Genomic DNA, 20,706 nt, shown 5'->3' with positions numbered 1-20,706 from the left:
TCTCGACAAGCCCGCCCGATCCCGCCACTGACGCGCCAACCCAACAGGAAGGCAAGCACATGGCATTCACGGCGAAGATCCTGCTCCTCGGCTCGGGCGAGCTCGGCCGCGAGTTCGTGATCTCCGCCAAGCGGCTGGGCGCCCAGGTGATCGCGTGCGATGCCTATGCGGGCGCACCGGCGATGCAGGTGGCGGACGGCTTCGAAGTATTCTCGATGCTCGACGGCACGCTGCTGCGCGCGGCGGTGGAGAAGCACCGGCCGGACTATGTCGTGCCCGAAGTGGAAGCGATCCGCACCGAAGTGCTCGCCGAACTGGAGGCCGAGGGCTTCACCATCGTCCCCTCCGCCCGTGCGACGATGATGACGATGAACCGCGACGGCATCCGCGAGGTCGCCGCCGTCGAGCTCGGCCTGCGCACGTCGCGATACCGATATGCCGAGAGCCTGGAGGAAGTGCTGGCCGGGGCCGGGCACACCGGCCTGCCCTGCGTGATCAAGCCGGTCATGTCCTCTTCGGGCAAGGGCCAGAGCACGGTCCGCGAGGCGGGTGCGCTGGAGGCTGCCTGGGACTATGCCGTGGCCAATATGCGCGGCGACCGCAAGCGGGTGATCGTCGAGGAGTTCGTCGACTTCGACTATGAGATCACGCTGCTGACGATCCGCACGCGCACCGGCGTGCTCTTCTGTCCGCCGATCGGCCACCGCCAGGAACGCGGCGACTATCAGGAGAGCTGGCAGCCCGCCGCCATGTCGGCCTCCGCCATCGCAGATGCGCAGGACATGGCCCGCAAGGTCGTCGACGACCTGGGCGGCTATGGCATTTTCGGCGTGGAATTCTTCGTGAAGGGCGAGGAGGTGATCTTCTCCGAACTGTCTCCCCGCCCCCATGACACCGGCATGGTGACCTTGATCTCGCAGAACCTCAGCGAGTTCGACCTGCATGCGCGGGCGGTGATGGGCCTGCCGATCCCGTCGATCGCGCTTCGCGGACCTTCGGCGAGCGCAGTGATCCTGGCGGACCGGGCTTCGGAGGCGCTTTCCTATGCGGGACTGGCCGAGGCGCTGGCCGTGCCGGGCGGCGAAGTGGACGTGCGCATCTTCGGCAAGCCGAATTCGCGACCGTATCGACGGATGGGCGTGGCGCTGGCCCTGGCAGGGGATACCGATACCGCACGGCGATTGGCGGCCGAGGCTGCGCGCGCGGTGCGGATCGGCTATGGGGACTGAGCAGGCGGCCCGCCGCTACCTGCCGGTCACATCGCCGCGCGCGAACCTGCCCGGCGAACAACCGAGCCGCTTGCGGAAAGCGGTGCTGAACGCGCTCGCCGACTCATAGCCGATCTCGTCGGCGATCCGGTCCAGCGACTTCGTGCCCCGGCTCAGGGCGTCCTTGGCGATCGCCATGCGCCAGCGCGCCAGATATTCGATCGGGGCGCACCCAAGCACCTCGCCGAACCGGGCCGCGAAGGCCGATCGCGACATGCCGGCGACACCGGCCAGCTCGGCGACCGTCCAGCCCGCACGAACATCGGCGTGGATCGCGTGCAGGGCGCGGGCAAGCGCCGGGTCGCGCATGCCGCTGAGCAGGCCGGCCGGCATCCTCTGGTTTCCGATGCCGCGCCAGCGCAGCGCCTCGACCAGCAGCGCCTCGAGCATCCGCTGGACGATCAGCTCCTTGCCCGGATAATTGGTGACGCATTCCTCGGCGAGCAGCTCGATCAGCCGGCCGAACCGCGTCGTCCGGCCTTCCGAGGCCGGGATATGGATGCGGCCCGGCAACAAGGCGAGCAGGAGCGACGCATTCACGCGCTCGAACGCGAAGCTCCCGCCCAATGCCGTGAAATCCGGCTCCCCCTCCTGCTCGCCATGCCGGACCGCCTCGTTGCGCGGCTCCACCGCCGTCCCGGCCGTGCCGGGTTCGCTGGCGAGCGTGAAGGCCGGCGTTGTCGGCAGCAGCAGGAAATCCCCTTCGGCAAGCCGCAACGGCGCCTCGCCATCGAAGGTGATCCAGGCCTCGCCCGAAAGAATGATCGTGAATCCGGGCGCGTCGTGCGGACGATAGCGGACGCCCCATCGCCCGCGCCCGGATATCGGCTTGGAGACGGCGGCGCTGGGCCGGAGCAGCGCGATGATGTCGCTTAGAGGATCCATCTATTTTGGACGATCTATAATCTATTACGGATTTCTCATTATATATCGTCCCGAAGAGCCTGTCTATCTCATCGGCATCGAAGCCAAGGAGACAGGCAATGACCAAGACGATCCTCATCACCGGCACCTCGTCGGGCTATGGCAAGGCCACCGTGGAGCTGTTCCTTTCGCGCGGCTGGAACGTCGTGGCGACGATGCGACGGCCCGAAGCCGCGCGGTTCGGCGGCGCCTCGGCGCGGCTGCGGGTGCTGCCGCTCGATGTGACCGATCAGGGGAGCATCGACGCGCTGCTCGAAGCCGCGGGCCCGATCGACGTGCTCGTCAACAATGCGGGCATCGGCGGCGTGGGTGCCTTCGAGGCGATGCCGATGTCGCTGGTCCGCCAGCTCTTCGAAACCAACACGATCGGCGTGATGGCGATGTGCCAGGCAGTCATCCCCCAGATGCGCCGGCGCCGTTCGGGAATCCTCGTCAACGTGACCTCGAGCGTAACGCTGGGCGCCTTCCCGCTCGCCGCGGCCTATACCGGATCGAAACAGGCGATCGAGGGCTTCACCGGCTCGCTCGCGCATGAGCTCGCCCATTTCGGCATCCGGGCGAAGCTGGTCGAGCCAGGCTATGCTCCGACCACGCGGTTCGGCGCGAATGCCATCGTCCCGGTCGAGGAATTGCTGCCGGGCGAATATGCCGATTTCGCACGACCGATCCTGGAAGCCCTTGCCGCGCCCGCGATGACGACCACGGAAAACGACGTGGCCGAAGCGGTGTGGAACGCGGTGCGGGACGATACCGGCCAGCTCCGCTTTCCCGCGGGGCCCGACGCCGTGGCGCTCGCGCAGGCGCGCTGAACCTGGGCCCGTGCCGGTCTTCCTTCTCGATCGGCACGGGCCCGGCGGGCCAGCCTGCGCGTTGGCGGTGACGATGCAGCACAGGGAGCTGGCACGATGCGGATCCATGAACAGTCGAAGGGATATCACCGGGGCGCGCGGGACTATGTCGCAGGCCGGCCGGGCTACCCGCCCGAAGCGCTCGCCTGGCTCCGCGAGGTCCTGCACATCGGCCCGGGCCGCCGGGTGCTCGAGCTTGGTGCGGGCACCGGCAAGTTCATCCCGGTGCTGCGGGAAGCCGGCGGGGACATCGCCGCCGTCGAGCCGATCGCCGAGATGCGGGAACAGTTGATCCGCACCCATCCCGACGTGGAGGCGCTGGCCGGAACCGCCGAGGCGATCCCGCTGCCCGATGCCTCGGTCGATGTCGTGGTCTGCGCGCAGGCCTTCCACTGGTTCGCCACGCATGCGGCGCTGGCGGAGATGCACCGGGTGCTGAGGCCGGGCGGGATGCTCGGCCTGATCTGGAACGGCCGCGACGAGGCGGTGCCCTGGGTCGCGGCGCTTTCCGAAATCACCAACCGCCATGAAGGCGACACCCCGCGCTATCGCACCGGCGCGTGGCGCAGCGTCTTCCCCGCGCCCGGCTTCGAGCTGGTCGACGAACGCCATGTCCGCAACGCCCATATCGGCACCGCCGAGCAGGTGGTGCTCAAGCGCACGCTCTCGGTGAGCTTCATCGCGGGGCTTCCCGCGGAACAGCGCGACCAGGTCGAGCGCGATGTGCGGGCGTTCATCGCCCGAACGCCCGAGCTGGCCGGCGGGGGCGAGATCGCCTTTCCCTACGAGACGAGCATGTACGCCTATCGCAGGCGCTGAGACCATGCCCGCTCAGTGCGCCGCGCCGAACCGCTCCACCAACCTCCCCGCCGCCATCAGCGCCACCAGCGCCACCGCGGCCCCGATGATCATGTCCGACAGATAGTGAGTCCCCTCGATCGGAGTCGCCAGCAGCATCGCGAGGGTGAGGAAGATCAGCGGCCAGCGCAGACGACCGCAGCGCCAGGCAGCGGCGATGTAGAGAACGCCGGAAGCGGTGTGGAAGCTCGGCGCCGAGACCAGCCCGCGCAACTCGTCGAGGTTGACCAGCCCGACCTGGCGGGCACGCAATGCCGGGATCAGCTGCTCCTGCCAGATCGCGCTGGTCGGCATATAGGGGATCGGGCCCTTCCAGAGATATGTCAAAGGGCCCAGCGCGGGCATCAGCAGGTAGAGGCTCAGCGTGATCAGCGCGGCCAGCCAGAAGCCGGCAAGGAACCGGTGCGCCTCGCGCCGCTCGCCCCGGATCGCGAAGGCGGCGAGGAGCGCGGCCGGAATCAGGTAGATGCTCTGATAGGCAGCCACGCCGAGCCGCTGGAGGCTGGGATGCGCGGCCACCGTCTCGTACCAGGCAAGCCAGTGGAAGTGCAGCGCCTCGTCGATCCGCTGGAGCGGGGCATCGGCAAAGCCCTGCGACAACGCGGCCAGCGGATAGGTGCTCACCGCGCCGGTCAGCGCCATCGCCGTGAACAGGCCGAAATAGTCCGCGCCATCGGATGCCGGCTTCGCCCAGCGGAAACCGGTTCTGGCAAGCGCGGGTCGAACCGCGAAGGCGAGCGCCAGCCCGACGAGATAGGGCGCATTGCCCGGCCGCAGCAGATCCACCCGGAGTTCCGCCTTCCACAGCAGCACGGCGCAGATCGCCATGCTCAGCCCGAGCGCGCCCCACAACTGCATCGTCGAGAAGCCGGCCGAGGGGGGTAGACGATGCTCCGAAACGGGGTTGGCGGGTATCTCGGGCGCTGCGCTGAGCGGGCGAAAAAGGGCGTAGCCCGGCAGCAGCCGGGCGCGATCGAAACTTGGCACTATCCCGATGGATAGCGAATTACCAAGCGCACGCAATCACTTCGGCCGGGCCGGCCCACCCGCCCGTCTTCAATCGGGACCGCTCGCTCAGCGCGTCGGGTAGTTCGGCGCTTCCCGCGTGATCGTCACGTCATGGACATGACTCTCGCGCAGGCCGGCATTGGTGATGCGCACGAAGCGCGCCTTGCGCTGGAACTCGGGGATCGTGCCCGCGCCGACATAGCCCATCGAGGCCTTCACGCCGCCGACCAGCTGATGGATCACGTCGCGCGCCGGGCCCTTGTACGGCACCTGGCCCTCGATACCTTCGGGAACGAGCTTGAGCTGGTCCTTCACGTCCTGCTGGAAATAGCGATCGGCCGAACCGCGCGCCATCGCGCCGACAGAGCCCATGCCCCGGTACGACTTGTAGGCGCGGCCCTGATACAGGAAGGTCTCGCCCGGCGCTTCCTCGGTGCCCGCCAGCAGCGAGCCGATCATCGCGCTCGAGGCGCCGGCGGCAATCGCCTTTGCGACATCGCCCGAGGTGCGGATGCCGCCATCGGCAACCACCGGCACGTCGTGCTTCGCAGCTTCGTTGGCGGCATCCATCACCGCGGTGAGCTGCGGCACGCCGACGCCGGCGACCACGCGGGTCGTGCAGATCGAGCCCGGCCCGATGCCGACCTTCACGCCGTCCGCGCCCGCGTCGATCAGCGCCTTGGCGGCTTCGGCGGTGGCGATATTGCCCGCGATCACCTGGACCCGGTTGGACAGCTTCTTCACGCGCTCGACGGCGCGCGAAACGTCCTTGTTGTGGCCGTGCGCGGTGTCGATCACGATCAGGTCGACCTCGGCATCGACCAGCGCCTCGGTGCGCGCGAAGCCCTTGTCGCCCACGGTGGTGGCGGCGGCGACGCACAGGCGGCCGGCGGCATCCTTGGTCGCGGCGGGATAGTTCACCGCCTTCTCGATGTCCTTCACCGTGATCAGGCCGACGCAGCGATAGGCGTCGTCCACCACCAGCAGCTTCTCGATCCGGCGGGAATGGAGCAGGCGGCGCGCCTCTTCCTGCGCGACCCCGGCTCGGACGGTGACGAGGTTCTCATGCGTCATCAGCTCGGAAACGAGCTGGTCGGGGCGCTCGGCGAAGCGGACGTCGCGATTGGTGAGGATGCCGGCGAGCCTGCCGCTGGCCTCGACCACCGGCACGCCGCTGATCTTGTGCTGCGCCATCAGCGCACGGGCCTCGGCAAGCGTGCCGTCGGGGGCGATGGTGATCGGATTGACGACCATGCCGCTCTCGAAACGCTTCACCGCGCGAACCGCCTCCACCTGCTCCTCGATGTCGAGATTGCGGTGGAGCACGCCGATGCCGCCCAGCTGCGCCATCACGATCGCCATATCGGCTTCGGTGACGGTATCCATCGCCGAGGAGAGGATCGGAATGTTGAGCGAAAGGCCGCGGGTCACCCGCGTGCGGGTATCGGCCATGCTCGGCAGAACTTCGGATTCTCCCGGATAGAGGAGAACGTCATCGAAGGTGAGGCCGAGGGGGATGTCCATGGGGTGCGCCAATGTCCTGATTCGGAAGTTGGCGGCCCATGTAACCGCGAGGGTCGGAAAGCGCTAGGGGGTCGGCGCCTTCGGGCGTCATGCACAGCAGCGCCTGCTCGATCGCGATCTGCTGGCGGAGGCTGCGGACAAGGGCTGTGGAGGCGCGGCAATAGGCCGGCCAGTCCTCCGCGATCTCGCGCAGGCCCCAGGCGCCGACGTGCATCGTATATTCGATGCTCGTGTCGATGTTCGACTGACGCAATGCCGCGAACTGCTGGGCGATGACGCCGCCGGCCTGGCGCTCGCGCGCCAGGCAGAGCGCGTCGACCGTGTTGCGGCGCTCGCCATTGACCCTGGAGATGTAGAGGCGGACGCGCGACAGCCGCAGCTGGTCGAGCTCGGGCTGGGCGAGGAGCGACTCGATCTCGTCGAGCGCGGCGAGCAGGTCACGATGCAATATGGGCAGGCCGGGCATAAAGTCATCATAGAGGCTGTCCGCCCAACCCGGCCGGCTTCAGGCTTCGAAATGTTCCGTACTGGTCCGATCGGCGGCGCGCTCGAGCAGAGCTCGTGCCTGGTCGACATGCATCGCCTCGATCATCCGCCCCTCATACCGCTCGGCCCCTCCGGTCGCCGCCGCGATCAGCGCACGGGCGTCGGCGATCTCGGCCTCGCTCGGGCCGAAAGCGCGGGTGGCGATGGCAAGCTGGCCGGGATGGATCAGCGACTTGCCGTCGAAGCCCAGCGCCCTCCCCTCGCGGCACTCCGCCGCCAGGCCCTCGGCATCGTCGAGCCGATTGAAGACCCCGTCCAGCGCCCAGACCCCGCCGGCGCGGGCCGCGAGGACGATCGTCTGCAACGCGACCGACATCTGCGCGCGGCCGCTCGACGGCGGCAGGCGGAGCGTGGCGGCAAGGTCGTTGGTGCCGGCGATCAGGCCGGCCACGCCCGGTACCGCGGCGATCGCGGCGGCGGCGAGCACGCCGAGCGGGGTCTCGATCATCGCCAGCAGCGGCTTGCCGAGCGCATGCGCCAGCCGGGCGACCTCGCCGGCCTCCTCGGCCTTGGGCAGCACCGCGAAATCGGCGGCGGACGACGCCACGGCGGCGACGTCATCCGGATGCTCGCTCGATCCGATGCCGTTCAGGCGGATCGCGGCGAGACGCGGGCCGAACCCCTCGGCAACCGCCGCCACCGCGGCGAGGCGCGCTTGCGCCTTGTCCGCATCCTTCACCGCGTCTTCCAGGTCGAGGATCACCAGATCCGCCGCGAGCCCCCGCGCCTTCTCGATCGCCCGCGGGTTCGAGGCGGGAAGGAACAAGGCGGTGCGCGGTGCGAGACGGGCTGTGATCATGCCCCTTCTCTATGCTAGCAAGGAGCGGATTGGCGAGGACCACATTCTTTTGTGGCCACATTCTTCGGGGGAGTCGGAATGCTCGTACTCAATGTCTTCCTGGGCGCGGTGGCCGCGGTGGTCGTGCTCTATCTCTTCTCGAGCGTCACGATCGTCCGCCAGGGCTATCAGTACACGATCGAGCATTTCGGCCGCTTCACCACGGTCGCGACGCCGGGCTTCAACTTCTATCCGGCCTTCTTCTACCGGGTGGGCCGGCGCGTGAACATGATGGAGCAGGTGATCGACATTCCCGGCCAGGAGATCATCACCAAGGACAATGCGATGATCTCCACCGACGGCGTGGTGTTCTTCCAGGTCCTCGACGCGGCCAAGGCGGCCTATGAGGTGTCGGACCTCTATATCGCGCTGCTCCAGCTCACCACCACCAACCTGCGCACCGTGATGGGCTCGATGGACCTGGACGAGACGCTGTCGAAGCGTGACGAGATCAACGCGCGGCTGCTTTCGGTGGTGGACCATGCGACGACGCCCTGGGGCGTGAAGATCACGCGCGTCGAGATCAAGGACATCCGCCCGCCCGCCGACATCGTCAACGCGATGGGCCGCCAGATGAAGGCCGAGCGCGAGAAGCGCGCCAACATCCTGGAGGCCGAGGGCACCCGCGCCTCGGAGATCCTGCGCGCCGAGGGCCAGAAACAGTCCAAGATCCTCGAGGCCGAGGGCCGGCGCGAGGCGGCCTTCCGCGACGCCGAGGCGCGCGAACGCTCGGCCGAGGCCGAGGCCAAGGCGACCCAGCTCGTCTCGGATGCGATCGAGCAGGGCTCGAGCCAGTCGCTCAACTACTTCATCGCGCAGAAATATGTGGAAGCCGTGGGCAAGTTCGCCACTTCGCCGAATGCCAAGACCATCCTGTTCCCGGTCGAGGCGACGCAGCTGATCGGCACGCTGGGCGGCATCGGCGAGCTGGCGCGCGACGCGCTGGGCGGCAGCGGCAATGGCGGCGCGCCGCGTCCGCCCGCGCCGCCGGCACCGTCGCGCCCGCGGCCGTTCGGACCCCAGGAGAGTTGAGATGAACTTCGACCAACTGCTCGCCGTGCCGGGCCTGGCCTGGCTGATCCTCGCCGCGCTGCTCGCCATCGCCGAGCTGCTCGTACCGGGTGTCTTCCTGGTCTTCATCGCTGCGGGTGCCGCGGTGACCGGTATCGTCACGCTGCTCGTGCCCGCGTTCGACCTGGTGTTCGAGGTGTTCCTGTTCGCGGGGGCCTCGGCGGCGGCAGTGGCGGTCGGGCGGCGCTGGTATCGCGCCAATCCGGTGCCGAGCGAGGATCCGCTGCTCAACGACCGCGTCGCCCGGCTGATCGGCCAGGTGGTCACCGTGGTCGAACCCATCGTCGCCGGCCAGGGCCGCGTGAAGGTGGGCGACGGCGAGTGGCTGGCCAACGGCCCGGATGCCCCCGCCGGCGCGCATGTCCGCATCACCGGCGCGCGGAGCGGCTCGCTCGACGTCGAGCCGGCCTGAAGACTTTCGTTTCGAGGAATTCCAAATGCACACCACTCGCCGCCAGTTGCTGCTGGGCGCCGGCTCGACGCTCGCGATCGCCGGCTCGCCCGCCGGGGCCCGCGCCCTGCTGGCCGACAATGACGCGCCGGCCCAGGCGCTGATCGACCGGATCGCCGAGCAGATGCTGCGCGACTATCCCGAGACGGCAACCACCCTGGGCGTCGACAAGGACAAGCGCGCGAACCTGAAGCACCAGCTCACGGACCGCTCGGTCAAGGGCCAGGCGAAGATCGCGGCGAACCTGCGAAAGGGGCTGGCCGACCTGGCCAAGCTCGACATGAACGTGCTGAGCCCGGCGATGCGCACCCATGTCGATGTGATCCAGGCGAGCTTCTCCAATGCGCTCAAGGGCTTCGCCTTCGGCTATGGCGACGTGGCCACGGGCAGCTGGCGCAACTCGCCCTATGTGGTGGTGCAGAATGTCGGCGCGTTCCTCGACCTGCCGCGCATGCTGGACAGCGACCACCAGATCGCGACCCCCGAAGACGGCGAGGCCTATCTCGATCGGCTGGAAAGCTATGCCGAGCAGGTGGACGGCGAAACCGAGCGGCTGAAGCGCGCCGCCGCCAGGGGCGTGATCGCGCCCGACTTCCTGCTCGACAAGTGCCTGAAGCAGATCAGGCTGGCGCGCAGCGGCGACCCCGCCGGCTGGGGCGTGGTCACCTCGGTCGCCAATCGCACGGCCGGCATGGACGGCGATTTCGGCGAGCGGGCCTGGCTACTCGCCAGGGACAAGCTCGCGCCCGCGCTCGACCGGCAGATCGCCGAGCTTCAGAAGCACCGCGCCCGGGCGACCAGCGATGCCGGCGTGTGGAAGTTCAAGGACGGGGATGCCTATTATGCCTGGGCCCTGAGCGCGGGCACCACGACGACGATGACGCCGGACGAAGTCCACCAGATGGGCATCGACCAGCTGGCGAAGATCCAGTCCGAGATGGACGCCATCCTGAAGAAACAGGGTTATTCGCAGGGTTCGGTCGGCGCGCGGATGGAGGCGCTGGCCAGGGATCGGCGCTTCGCCTTCCCCGAGGGCGATCCGGGCCGCGCCGAGATCCTCAAATTCCTCAACGAGCGTGTCGCGGATATCCGCAGCCGCATGCCCCAGGCCTTCCACACGCTGGTGAAGGGAAATGTCGAAGTGAAGCGGCTGCCGCCCGAGGAGGAGCCCGGCGCGCCCGGCGCCTATGGCGGCGCGGGATCGATCGACGGGACGATTCCGGGCAAGTTCTGGATCAACCTGCGCACCACCAGCCTGCATACGCGCTTCAGCCTGCCCGACCTCGCCTATCACGAGGCGATCCCGGGCCATGTCTGGCAGGGCGAATATGCCAACAGGATGCCGCTGATCCGCTCGATCCTGGCCTTCAACGCCTATTCGGAAGGCTGGGCGCTCTATGCCGAGCAACTGGCCGACGAGCTGGGCGTCTATGCCGAGAATCCGGCGGAGAAGCTCGGCTATCTCCAGTCGCTCGGCTTCCGGGCCTGCCGGCTGGTCGTCGATACCGGCCTCCACGCCAAGCGCTGGACGCGGCAACAGGCGATCGACTGGTTCGTCACCGCCAACGGTTCCTCGGTGGAGGAAGTCTCGGGCGAGGTCGATCGCTATTGCTCCTGGCCGGGCCAGGCATGCGGCTACAAGGTGGGGCACAGCGAGATCAATCGCCTGCGCGACCATGCCAGGACCGCGCTGGGCGAGCGCTACGACTTCCGCGCGTTCAACGATGCCGTGGTGCTGGGCGGCAATGTGCCGATGACCGTGCTGGGGCATGTGATCGATCGGCATATCGCCGAACGCAAGGGCTGATGGTCTGGCGCCCGCGCCATGCGATCGTCGCGGCGCTGCTGCTGGTGGTGGAAGTGCTGATCGCACTCCGTGTCCGCGATCGCTTCATCCGGCCCTATCTGGGCGACGTGCTGGCGGTGATCCTGGTCCATTGCGCCCTGCGCGCGGTGCTGCCGATCCGGGCCCTGCCCGCCGCGGCCACGGCGTTCGGGATCGGCGCGCTGATCGAGCTCGGCCAGGCGATCCACATCCTCGACCTGCTCGGGCTGCGCGGCATCCGGGTCGTCGCGGTGGTGCTCGGCGGAAGCTTCGAATGGCTCGATTTCCTCGCCTATGCCGCCGGCGCGGGGATCGCGCTGGCAGTTGATCGAAGAGTGTTAGACAACTAGTACAGCTGGCGAACCACAAGGGGTCGGGAACGGTGGCGTTGCGGCGGGCGCGGCATGAATTCTGGGGCGACGGCCCCGCCTATCGCGCGATCGGCGGCTTCACCTATCACCGGCTTGCTGCCACGGCGCCCGAGCACGAGGTCGAGACGCATACGCATGACGAGGCGCATTTCGTGCTCGTCCTCTCGGGCGGGTACAAGTCCTCGGCCAGGGATGCGCCGCCGGTCTCGCGCACGCCGCTGCTGGTGTTCAACCCGCCCGGCACCACGCATCGCGACCGATTCCACGAAGGCCGGGGCAGCTTCCTCGCCATTTCAGGCGGATATGCGCGCGGCGAAGGCCCTGCGGTGCGGGTGCTCGATCCCTATGCGATCTGGACGGCGCACGCCGTCGCGGCGCAGTTCGACCGGGCGGCATCCTCCCCCCTCGCCTTTGACGGGCGGGCGCACCAGCTGGTCGCCAGCGTGCAGCCGCTTTCCTCCGACGAAGCGCGGCGCGCCGCCAGGCCGCCTTCCTGGCTGCGCCGCGTGTTCGAAATGAGTTTCACCGCCGACGACCCGGCACTGTGCGTCGCCGATCTCGCGCGCGAGGCGGGCGTGCATCCGGTGCACCTCGCCCGCGTCTTCCGGCGCTATCTCCACTGCACGCCGGGCGAGCTGCTGCGCGGGCGGCGGCTGGAACGGGCGGCGGCCATGCTGGGAGGCGGCACCGCCTCGCTGGCCGAAGTGGCCTGTGCCGTCGGCTTCGTCGACCAGGCGCATCTGAGCCGCGCCTTTCGCGAAGCCTTTCGCGCAACGCCGGCGCGCTGGCGGCGGGAGGTTGCGCGGATACAAGACGATGGCGTGCCGGCGGCGCAAAGCGGCTGACGCAACCGATGAAAGGGTTTCGATGCGTTCCGTCCTCCTCTCCGCCCTGTTGGCCTCGGCAATGACCCTCCCGGTTCCTCTCGCCGCACAGGATGCGAAACAGGATATCACCGGGCTCTGGGCGGCGAAGAAGCGCTTCGGCCCGGATGTGCGCGGCACGCTCACCCTGGTCCGGGAAGCGTCGGGCTGGCGCGCCGAGATCGCCGGACGCGAGGCGGCGGTGACCCGGGCGGGCGACACGCTGCGTTTCACCCTGGCGGGCGAACTGGGCGGCTTTCGCGGGCGAATCGAGGGCAACCGCATCCGCGGTCACTGGATCCAGCCCCGCAGCGTCACCGGCGGGATGCGCTATGCGACTCCGGTGGTGCTCGCCGCCGCGGGCCCGTCGCTGTGGCGCGGCGAGGTGCGGCCGCTCGACGAGACCTTCACGCTCTACCTGAAGATCGACCGCGAGGCGGACGGGCGGCTCGGCGTGTTCCTGCGCAATCCGGACCGTAACATCGGGCGCAATGTCGACCTCAGGCACATCGAATTGAAGGACGGCCATGTGCGGCTGCTCGGCAAGCCCGGCGGCGCGACCGAGGAGGTGGAGATCGCCGCCGGCAGCTTCGATGCCGGCAACCGCCTGCTCTCGATCGCCATTCCCGGGCGCGGCAACAGCTATGATTTCGAGCCGGCGGGCGCGTTGAGCGATTTCTATCCCCGCCCCGGCCTCACGGCGCCCTATGCCTATCGCGCGCCGCTGCCGAAGCTGGACGGCTGGCCGGTGTCCACGCTGACGGCGGAAGCGATAGACCGCGCCGCGATCGAACGCTTCGTCCAGATGCTGATCGAGCAGCCGATCGACTCGGTCCATGCGCAGGACATCCATGCGGTGCTGATCGCGCGCCATGGCAAGCTGGTGCTCGAGGAATATCTGCACGGCATCGATGGCGACGCCCTGCACGACACGCGCTCGGCGGCGAAGAGCCTCACCTCGGTGCTGGTCGGCGCGGCGATGCAGCAGGGCACGCGGATCGGGCCGGAAACGCCGGTCTATGCGACGATGGAGAAGACGCTCCCCGCCGATCTCGATCCGCGCAAGCGGGCGATGACGCTGGGCGACCTGCTCGGCATGGCATCGGGCTTCCACTGCGACGATCGCGATCCCAAGGCGCCGGGCAACGAGGACGTGATGCAGGACCAGGAGGCCCAGCCCGACTGGTATCGCTATGCGCTCGACCTGCCGATGGTCGCGGCACCGGGGGCGAGCCGCGTCTATTGCAGCACCAACCCCAACCTGGCGGGCGGCGTGCTGGCGAAGGTTACCGGCGAGCCGCTGGAGCAGAGCTTCGACCGGCTGATCGCCCGGCCGATGCAGTTCGGGCCCTATGCCCTCAACCTGCAGCCGACCGGCGAGCCCTATATGGGCGGCGGCGCGCAGTTCCGGCCGCGCGATTTCATGAAGCTCGGCCAGCTGATGCTCGACGGCGGCAACTGGCAGGGCAAGCGCATCCTGAGCGCCGACTGGGTGCGCCGCTCCACCGCGCCGCGCGGCGAGCTGCGCGGGCTGCACTATGGCTATCTCTGGTGGGGGATCGACCTGCCCTGGCAGGGCGAGAAGCTGCCGGCCTTCTATGCGGCAGGCAATGGCGGCCAGGTGGTGATCGTGGTGCCGAAACTCGACCTGGTCGTCGCGATCTTCGGCGGCAACTATGGGGACAAGGTGATGTACGTACCCCAGGAGAAATACACGCCGGACCATATCCTGCCGGCAGTGCGCTGAAACGCGGGGCTCGCCCGGCCGATTGCGCCGGGCGAGCCCCGCGCAAATCTCAGCTCTTGGTGCCGAACAGGCCCGAGGCCAGGCCGCCGAGCTGGCCGAGCACGCCCTCGCCGCCTTCCTGCATCAGCTGCGAGAAGCGGCCGAGCGAACCCTCGCCACCGATATGGCCGATGATCTCCTGGAGCTTTTCCACCGGCAGGCCGGTCGCCGAGGCGGCGCCTTCGGCGGTATCGGTGTCCATCGGGTGGAACTTGGCGAGCGCCTGCACCGCCTGCTCGACATGCTCGGGCGAAAGCCCGACCTTGGACGCGAGATTGGCCACGTCCACGTTCTGCGAAACCTGGCCGAGAATGCCGTCGAGGATGCTCATATGCTTGCTCCCGTTACGAGTGATCGGAACGGGAGCAGGCTTAGCACAGCTTGGCACCGGCGCCCACAGTTTCCCCGGCATCCGGCCGGGAAAGCGCGGCGGGTCAGGCAGTCACTTTAGGCGCAGCCTCGCGCACGCCCGCATCGACATGGTCGGCGAACTGGGCGAAATTCTCGACGAACTGGTCGACCAGCCTGCCGGCGGTCGCGTCGTAATCCGCCTTGTTCGCCCAGGCGGCCCGCGGATCGAGGATCGCGCCGTCCACGCCCGGCACCGCGATGGGCACCATGAAGCCGAAATTGGGATCCCTGCGGAACTCGGCCTGGGCAAGGCTGCCGTCGAGCGCGGCGTTGAGCAGCGCCCGCGTCACGCGGATCGGCATGCGCTTGATGCCCGGATCGGTGGCGCGGCCGCCGCTCCAGCCGGTGTTGACCAGCCAGCAATCCACACCGCCCTTCGCGATCCGCTCCTTGAGCAGATTGCCATAGACCGCCGGGTGGCGCGGCATGAAGGCAGCGCCGAAGCAGGTGGAGAAGGTCGCCTCGGGCTCGGTCACGCCGATCTCGGTGCCGGCCACCTTGGCGGTGTAGCCCGAGAGGAAGTGATACATCGCCTGATCGGGCGTGAGCTTGGCGATCGGCGGCATCACGCCGAAGGCATCCGCGGTCAGGAAGATGATGTTGCGCGGCACCGGGCCGAGGTTCCGCTCGGAGGTGTTGGGAATGAAGTCGATCGGATAGGCGCCGCGGCTGTTTTCGGCGAGGCTGTTGTCGGCGAGATCGAGCGCGCGGCTCTCCTCGTCCATCACGACATTCTCGAGCACCGTGCCGAAGCGCTTCGTCGTGGCGAAGATCTCCGGCTCGGCCTCGGCCGAGAGGTTGATCATCTTGGCGTAGCAGCCGCCCTCGAAATTGAACACGGCGGTGTCCGACCAGCCATGCTCGTCGTCGCCGATCAGCGTGCGCGAGGCATCGGCGGAAAGCGTGGTCTTGCCGGTGCCGGACAGGCCGAAGAACACCGCGGTGTCGCCGTCCGCGCCGATGTTCGCCGAACAATGCATCGGCATGATACCGTCCTGGGGCAGCAGATAGTTGAGCAGCCCGAAGACGCTCTTCTTCATCTCGCCGGCATAGGCGGTGCCGCCGATCAGGATCAGCTTCTCGGTGAAGCTCACCGCGATCACCGTCTCGCTGCGGCAGCCATGGCGCTCCGGATCGGCGCGGAAGCTGGGCAGGTCGACGATCGTGTACTCGGGCACGAAGCCGGCAAGGTCTCCGGCCGGCGGACGGACCAGCATCGTGCGGATGAACAGATTGTGCCAGGCCAGCTCGTTGATCACGCGCACGTTGACGCGGTGCTCGGCCTGCGAGCCGCCATGGAGATCCTGCACGAAGAGCGTGTCGCGATCCGCCAGCGCGGCAAGGAAATCGGCCTTGAGCGCGGCGAAATGCGCCGGGCTCATCTCCTTGTTGACCTTGCCCCACCAGACGCTGTCCTCGGTGGCGGCGTCGCGGACGATGAACTTGTCCTTGGCCGAACGGCCGGTGTGCTTGCCCGTGGTGACGACCAGCGGGCCGTCCTTGGCCAGCTTGCCCTCGCCGCGGCGCACGGCATGCTCGACGAGCTGGGCGGTCTCCAGGTTCCAGATGATATCGGCGTCCGTCCCGATGCCCATCGCATCGAGACCATGGCGCGGGGTGCGCTCGGTCAAATTGGCCTCCGTCTCCAAGTGCTTGCCCGGAGTGTTGCCCTCCGGTGCAATAATATTGCGCGGCCTTGAACCTCGGCCGGACGGGGGTCAACCCGAGTAAACGTTGTCAGCCGATTGAGCGGCAAAGAACTTTCGGTTACGCCACGGATTCAATGGACCCGAGTGCCGCACAAGCATGACCGCAACGATCGCGTTGGTCGATGACGACCGCAACATCCTCACCTCCGTCTCGATCGCGTTGCAGACCGAGGGTTTCCTCACGCGCGTCTATTCGGACGGTGAGAGTGCCCTGAAGGCACTGATCGACAATCCGCCCGATCTGGCGGTGCTCGACATCAAGATGCCGAAGATGGACGGGCTCGAGCTTCTCCGCCGGCTGCGCGAGAAGAGCACGATCCCGGTGATCTTCCTCACCAGCAAGGATGACGAGCTGGACGAGGCGCTGGGCCTGGCGATGGGCGCGGACGACTATATCGCCAAGCCGTTCAGCCAGCGGCTGCTGATCGCGCGGATCCGCGCGATCCTGCGCCGCACCGAGGCCACGCAGCCCAGCGCGGAAGGGGGCGAGGAAGTGACCGCCGAGGCGCTGGAGCGCGGGCGGCTCACCATGGACCCGGCGCGCCACCGCGTGACCTGGAACGGCATCAACGTGACGCTGACCGTCACCGAGTTCCTGATCCTGGAGACGCTGGCGCAGCGCCCGGGCATCGTGAAGACGCGCAACCAGCTGATGGATGCCGCCTATCAGGACGACATCTATGTCGATGACCGCACCATCGACAGCCACATCAAGCGCGTGCGCCGCAAGTTCCGGCAGGTCGACTCGCAGTTCGACGCCATCGAGACATTGTATGGCGCGGGCTACCGGTTCTCGGACGAATAGGGACGAGCGCGACCTCGCGCTCAAATGGTCCAACCGGGTCAGCCTGACGCCGCGCATCCTCGCGGTGAACATCTTCGCGCTGGCGCTGCTGGGCGGCGGCTTCTCGTACCTGGATTCCTATCGCAGCCGGATCGTCGACAGCCGGGTGGAACAGGCCGGCCGGGAGGTGCGGCTGATCGCCCAGGCCCTCGCCTCCGCCAAGGACGCGAAACGCCGCGACCTGCTGGTGCTCAGCCTGGCGCGCGACACCGGCACGCGCATCCGCCTGTTCGACGAAAAGGGGAAACTGCTCTCGGACAGCAAGGCGCTCGGCCTGCGCAATGTGGTGCTGCGCGATCCGGACAAGGATCCCTGGGGGCTGGAGGCGGCACGCTTCCTCGACGCGGTGATCGATACGGTGGCGGGGGCCGATCGCGCGCCCCTCTATCGCGAGCGCCCGGCGGACCAGGGGCTCGACTGGCCGGACGTGCGCACGGCCCTCTCCGCGCATGGCACCCCGGCAACCGTCTGGCGCGCGCCCGATCGCACACCGGTGATCACCGCCGCCGCGCCGATCACCGAACTGGGCGTGGTGATGACCACGGTGAACGCGCGCGACATCACCCAGACGGTGCGGGCCGAGCGCTTCCGCCTGGGCATGGTCCTGCTCTTCGTCTCGGTCTTCTCGATCCTGCTCTCGCTGTTCCTGGCGCGCACGATCGTGCGGCCGCTGCGCCTGCTCGCGCGCGCCGCGATCCGGGTACGGCTGGGGCGCGCGCGCGAAGTGGTGGTGCCCCGCCTGCCCGACCGGAGCGACGAGATCGGCCTGCTCGCCCGTGCGCTGTCCGACATGACCCAGGCGCTGCGCGCCCGGATCGACGCGACCGAGGCCTTTGCGGCGGACGTCACCCATGAGCTGAAGAACCCCCTCGCCTCGCTGCGCTCCGCGGTGGACGGCATGGCGGCGGTGAAGAAGAAGGAGCATCGCGACCAGCTGCTCGAAATCGTGCGGGACGACGTGCTGCGCCTGGACCGGCTGATCACCGACATCTCGGAGGCTTCCCGGCTCGACGCCCAGCTCAGCCGCGCCACCTTCGAGCCGGTCGATATCGGCGCGATGATCCAGGCGCTGCTCGACCAGCGCGAAGCGCGCGGCATCCCGAACGGCATCCGCATCGCCTTCGATCGCGGGCCGGGCGTCGAGCTCACGGTGCTCGGCGAAGGCGCGCGACTGGAACGCGTGTTCGAGAACCTGATCGAGAACGCCATCTCCTTCTCGCCGCCCAGGAGCCTGATCGCGATCTCGGCTTCGAGCGACGCGGATTATCTCACCATCCGGGTGGAGGACGAGGGGTCCGGCGTGCCCGAGGAAGCGCGCGAGAACATCTTCCGCCGCTTTCATTCGGTGCGTCCGCAGGACGAGGCATTCGGCCAGCATTCCGGCCTGGGGCTTGCCATCGCCCGCACGATCGTCGAGGGCCATCAGGGGAGCATTTCAGTCGAATCGCGGGAGGATCGATTGAGCGGGGCGCGATTCGTGGTGCGACTGCCACTGACGGGACGCAATTGATGGCGGAGCTGTCGTCGGAAGCGATTCTGGGCGCCTGCGTGGCGATCGACGGCCGCGGCGTGCTGATCGAGGCACGCGACGAGGCGCAGCGCACCGACCTGCTGCTCCGCCTTCTGGATCGCGGCGCCACCCTGGTGGCCGATACGCGCACCGTCTGCGTGCGCCGCGGCGCCGAACTGCTCGGCACGGCACCGACGGGCACTGCCGGCCGCGTGGAGATTCGCGGCATCGGTTCGGTGGAATTGCCCAGCCTCGCCGAAGTGCCCGTCGCGCTGATCGCGGTGGTGCTCGACACGGCGCCGCGCGTGCCCGAGGACCGCCGCAACCAGCGCATCGCCGGCGTGGACGTGCCCGTGATCGCGCTTGCCCCCAACGAGCCGGCGGCACCGATCAAGGTCGAATATGCGCTGAAGGCATTCGCGTGACGAGCAAGCGCCCGAAGCAGATCCTGCTCGTCACCGGCATCTCCGGCGCCGGCAAGTCGACGGTATTGCGCACGCTCGAGGATCTGGGCTGGGAGACCGTCGACAACCTGCCCCTGCTGCTGCTCAACCGCCTGCTCGACACTGCGCCGGGCGATGCCGACGACGATCGGCCGCTGGCCATCGGCATCGGCACGCAGACGCGCGGCTTCGATCCGGAGAACATCGTCCGCCGCATCAAGAAGCTGCGCGAGGAACATGGCCATGACGTCGGCACGCTGTTCCTCGAATGTTCGGGCGCCGAGCTGGAACGGCGCTATTCGGAGACGCGCCGCCGCCATCCCATGGCCCAGGACCGCCCGGCGCAGGACGGCATCGCGCACGAGCGCGAACTGCTCACCCCGCTTCGCAGCTGGGCGAACCGGCTGATCGACACGACGGATCTCAGCGCCAACGAGCTGGCCCAGCAGATCCGGACCACTTTCTCGGGCGCGGGGCTGAGCGACACCGTTATCTCGGTCGTCTCGTTCGGTTTCGCCCGCGGACTCCCGCGCGATGCCGACCTGGTGTTCGACATGCGCTTCCTGCGCAATCCGCACTGGGACCCGGCGTTGCGCCCCGGCACCGGCAAGGATCCCAAGGTCGCCGCCTATATCGCGGCCGACCCGGCCTATCCGGCGGCGATGGCGCAGATCGAGTCGCTGCTGCTCCTGCTGCTCCCGCGTTACCAGGCCGAGGGAAAGGCGTATGTTACGATAGCGTTCGGATGCACCGGAGGCCGTCACCGTTCGGTACATGTCGCCGAACGGATGGCCGCGCGGTTGCGCGGCGCGGGTTTTTCGCCCACGGTGACGCATCGTGACACGAAGACCGCGCCGCAGGACTCGCTGGAGGGGGCCCCGGTGACCACGGCAGGGGGCGGAGTTTGAGATGATCGGTTTGGTGCTCGTGACGCACGGACGACTCGCGGAGGAGTTCGTAGTCGCGATGGAGCATGTAGTGGGCAAGCAGGAGCAGGTCGCCTCGATCTGCATCGGGCCCGAGGACGATATGGAAGGTCGCCGCGCGGATATCGCCGCGGCGATCAAGAGCGTCGATTCGGGCCGGGGCGTGATCGTGCTCAGCGACCTGTTCGGCGGCACCCCGTCGAACCTCGCCATTTCGCTGATGGAAGCGGGCCGGGTCGAGGTGATCGCCGGGATCAACCTGCCGATGCTGATTCGCCTGGGCAGTGCGCGCAAGACCATGAAGGTCACCGAAGCGGTGGCCGCAGCGCGCGACGCAGGCCGGAAATACATCACCATCGCATCCGAAGTGCTGGGAGAGGCCGCCGCTTGAACCGCTGCATCCGTATGGTCACGATCGAGAACAAGCGCGGCCTGCACGCGCGCGCCAGCATGGCCTTCGTGACGCTCGCCACCGCCCAGCCGGTCGAACTCACCGTCGAGAAGGACGGCAACACCGCTTCGGGCACTTCGATCCTCGACCTGATGATGCTGGGCGCCGCCAAGGGCGACACCATCTCGATCAGCGCCGAGGGGGATGGCGCCGACGGCGCGGTCCAGGCGCTGGTCGCGCTGGTCGAGGCGCGGTTCAACGAGGAATAGCCTCGGGCGGAAATTGGCATTA

General features: G+C 68.3%; 22 protein-coding genes. 15 read left to right on the top strand and 7 right to left on the bottom strand.

Going from position 1 to position 20,706, the window contains the following annotated elements; all coding sequences use genetic code 11:
- Nucleotides 1–59: 59 nt before the first annotated feature.
- Entirely contained in the window at nt 60–1,229 is a 1,170-nt protein-coding gene (gene purT / locus CAP40_RS11080) for a formate-dependent phosphoribosylglycinamide formyltransferase (protein WP_086129585.1), read from the top strand.
- A 15-nt stretch (nt 1,230–1,244) separates the two neighbouring features.
- Here the strand turns inward: purT and CAP40_RS11075 are convergent, their stop codons facing one another.
- Nucleotides 1,245–2,153, bottom strand: coding sequence for an AraC family transcriptional regulator (locus CAP40_RS11075; protein ID WP_086129584.1), 909 nt, complete (start codon nt 2,151–2,153; stop codon nt 1,245–1,247).
- Between the two features lie 98 nt (nt 2,154–2,251).
- Here CAP40_RS11075 and CAP40_RS11070 point away from each other — a divergent pair, with 98 nt between their 5' ends.
- Complete coding sequence (locus tag CAP40_RS11070) at nt 2,252–3,001, top strand: SDR family oxidoreductase (RefSeq protein ID WP_086129583.1); 750 nt, start codon at nt 2,252–2,254, stop codon at nt 2,999–3,001.
- Between the two features lie 96 nt (nt 3,002–3,097).
- Nucleotides 3,098–3,859, top strand: coding sequence for a class I SAM-dependent methyltransferase (locus CAP40_RS11065; protein ID WP_086129582.1), 762 nt, complete (start codon nt 3,098–3,100; stop codon nt 3,857–3,859).
- A 12-nt stretch (nt 3,860–3,871) separates the two neighbouring features.
- Here the strand turns inward: CAP40_RS11065 and CAP40_RS11060 are convergent, their stop codons facing one another.
- The 4 genes from CAP40_RS11060 to CAP40_RS11045 all read right to left on the bottom strand — a co-directional run bounded on the left by CAP40_RS11060 (nt 3,872) and on the right by CAP40_RS11045 (nt 7,775).
- On the bottom strand, nt 3,872–4,885 hold the full coding sequence (locus CAP40_RS11060; RefSeq protein WP_256924148.1) for a phosphatase PAP2 family protein: 1,014 nt from the start codon (nt 4,883–4,885) through the stop codon (nt 3,872–3,874).
- A gap of 87 nt (nt 4,886–4,972) precedes the next feature.
- Nucleotides 4,973–6,430, bottom strand: a complete 1,458-nt coding sequence (gene guaB, locus CAP40_RS11055) for an IMP dehydrogenase (RefSeq protein WP_086129580.1) — start codon at nt 6,428–6,430, stop codon at nt 4,973–4,975.
- Nucleotides 6,399–6,878, bottom strand: coding sequence for a hypothetical protein (locus tag CAP40_RS11050; RefSeq protein ID WP_179188108.1), 480 nt, complete (start codon nt 6,876–6,878; stop codon nt 6,399–6,401). The genes guaB and CAP40_RS11050 overlap by 32 nt, the downstream gene beginning before the upstream one ends.
- A 57-nt stretch (nt 6,879–6,935) precedes the next feature.
- Complete coding sequence (locus tag CAP40_RS11045; protein ID WP_275912950.1) at nt 6,936–7,775, bottom strand: CoA ester lyase; 840 nt, start codon at nt 7,773–7,775, stop codon at nt 6,936–6,938.
- 78 nt (nt 7,776–7,853) lie between these two features.
- Between CAP40_RS11045 and CAP40_RS11040 the strand changes: the two genes are divergently transcribed.
- The 6 genes from CAP40_RS11040 (at nt 7,854) to CAP40_RS11015 (ending at nt 14,142) form a co-directional block, all read left to right on the top strand.
- Nucleotides 7,854–8,846: an SPFH domain-containing protein gene (locus CAP40_RS11040; protein ID WP_086129578.1), complete on the top strand. Its 993-nt coding sequence runs from the start codon at nt 7,854–7,856 to the stop codon at nt 8,844–8,846.
- A gap of 1 nt (nt 8,847) precedes the next feature.
- Nucleotides 8,848–9,297 carry an NfeD family protein gene (locus tag CAP40_RS11035; RefSeq protein WP_086129577.1) on the top strand — a complete coding sequence of 150 codons (450 nt, stop codon included), beginning with the start codon at nt 8,848–8,850 and terminating at the stop codon, nt 9,295–9,297.
- A gap of 25 nt (nt 9,298–9,322) precedes the next feature.
- On the top strand, nt 9,323–11,143 hold the full coding sequence (locus CAP40_RS11030) for a DUF885 family protein (RefSeq protein ID WP_086129576.1): 1,821 nt from the start codon (nt 9,323–9,325) through the stop codon (nt 11,141–11,143).
- Nucleotides 11,143–11,511, top strand: coding sequence for a DUF2809 domain-containing protein (locus CAP40_RS11025; protein WP_086129575.1), 369 nt, complete (start codon nt 11,143–11,145; stop codon nt 11,509–11,511). The genes CAP40_RS11030 and CAP40_RS11025 overlap by 1 nt, the downstream gene beginning before the upstream one ends.
- 32 nt (nt 11,512–11,543) lie before the next feature.
- Nucleotides 11,544–12,377, top strand: a complete 834-nt coding sequence (locus tag CAP40_RS11020; RefSeq protein WP_144034326.1) for a helix-turn-helix transcriptional regulator — start codon at nt 11,544–11,546, stop codon at nt 12,375–12,377.
- A gap of 61 nt (nt 12,378–12,438) precedes the next feature.
- A complete protein-coding gene (locus CAP40_RS11015) occupies nt 12,439–14,142 on the top strand; it encodes a serine hydrolase (RefSeq protein ID WP_179188106.1) in 1,704 nt (567 codons plus the stop codon).
- A 49-nt stretch (nt 14,143–14,191) separates the two neighbouring features.
- Here the strand turns inward: CAP40_RS11015 and CAP40_RS11010 are convergent, their stop codons facing one another.
- Together CAP40_RS11010 and CAP40_RS11005 are read right to left on the bottom strand one after the other, a co-directional pair.
- Nucleotides 14,192–14,512, bottom strand: coding sequence for a hypothetical protein (locus CAP40_RS11010; protein ID WP_086129572.1), 321 nt, complete (start codon nt 14,510–14,512; stop codon nt 14,192–14,194).
- Nucleotides 14,513–14,615: 103 nt separating this feature from the next.
- Nucleotides 14,616–16,223 (bottom strand): phosphoenolpyruvate carboxykinase, encoded by a 1,608-nt coding sequence (locus CAP40_RS11005; protein WP_086130064.1) that lies wholly within the window; start codon nt 16,221–16,223, stop codon nt 14,616–14,618.
- A gap of 175 nt (nt 16,224–16,398) precedes the next feature.
- On the opposite strand from CAP40_RS11005, the gene CAP40_RS11000 reads away from it, so the two are divergent.
- Genes CAP40_RS11000 through CAP40_RS10975 form a run of 6 tightly spaced genes read left to right on the top strand, consistent with a single transcriptional unit; the run spans nt 16,399 to nt 20,684 of the window.
- Complete coding sequence (locus tag CAP40_RS11000; RefSeq protein ID WP_086129571.1) at nt 16,399–17,106, top strand: response regulator transcription factor; 708 nt, start codon at nt 16,399–16,401, stop codon at nt 17,104–17,106.
- Entirely contained in the window at nt 17,075–18,655 is a 1,581-nt protein-coding gene (locus tag CAP40_RS10995) for a stimulus-sensing domain-containing protein (RefSeq protein WP_086129570.1), read from the top strand. Before CAP40_RS11000 ends, CAP40_RS10995 begins: the two co-directional genes overlap by 32 nt.
- Complete coding sequence (locus CAP40_RS10990) at nt 18,655–19,080, top strand: HPr kinase/phosphorylase (protein ID WP_086129569.1); 426 nt, start codon at nt 18,655–18,657, stop codon at nt 19,078–19,080. The genes CAP40_RS10995 and CAP40_RS10990 overlap by 1 nt, the downstream gene beginning before the upstream one ends.
- Nucleotides 19,077–20,006 (top strand): RNase adapter RapZ, encoded by a 930-nt coding sequence (gene rapZ, locus CAP40_RS10985; RefSeq protein ID WP_086129568.1) that lies wholly within the window; start codon nt 19,077–19,079, stop codon nt 20,004–20,006. The genes CAP40_RS10990 and rapZ overlap by 4 nt, the downstream gene beginning before the upstream one ends.
- Before the next feature lies 1 nt (nt 20,007).
- Entirely contained in the window at nt 20,008–20,415 is a 408-nt protein-coding gene (locus CAP40_RS10980; RefSeq protein ID WP_086129567.1) for a PTS sugar transporter subunit IIA, read from the top strand.
- A gap of 14 nt (nt 20,416–20,429) precedes the next feature.
- Complete coding sequence (locus tag CAP40_RS10975) at nt 20,430–20,684, top strand: HPr family phosphocarrier protein (protein WP_373384898.1); 255 nt, start codon at nt 20,430–20,432, stop codon at nt 20,682–20,684.
- Nucleotides 20,685–20,706: the final 22 nt, after the last annotated feature.

It is taken from the genome of Sphingomonas sp. IBVSS2, assembly GCF_002127225.1.
Taxonomy (GTDB): domain Bacteria; phylum Pseudomonadota; class Alphaproteobacteria; order Sphingomonadales; family Sphingomonadaceae; genus Sphingomonas.
This window is presented reverse-complemented; position numbering and strand designations above follow the sequence as displayed.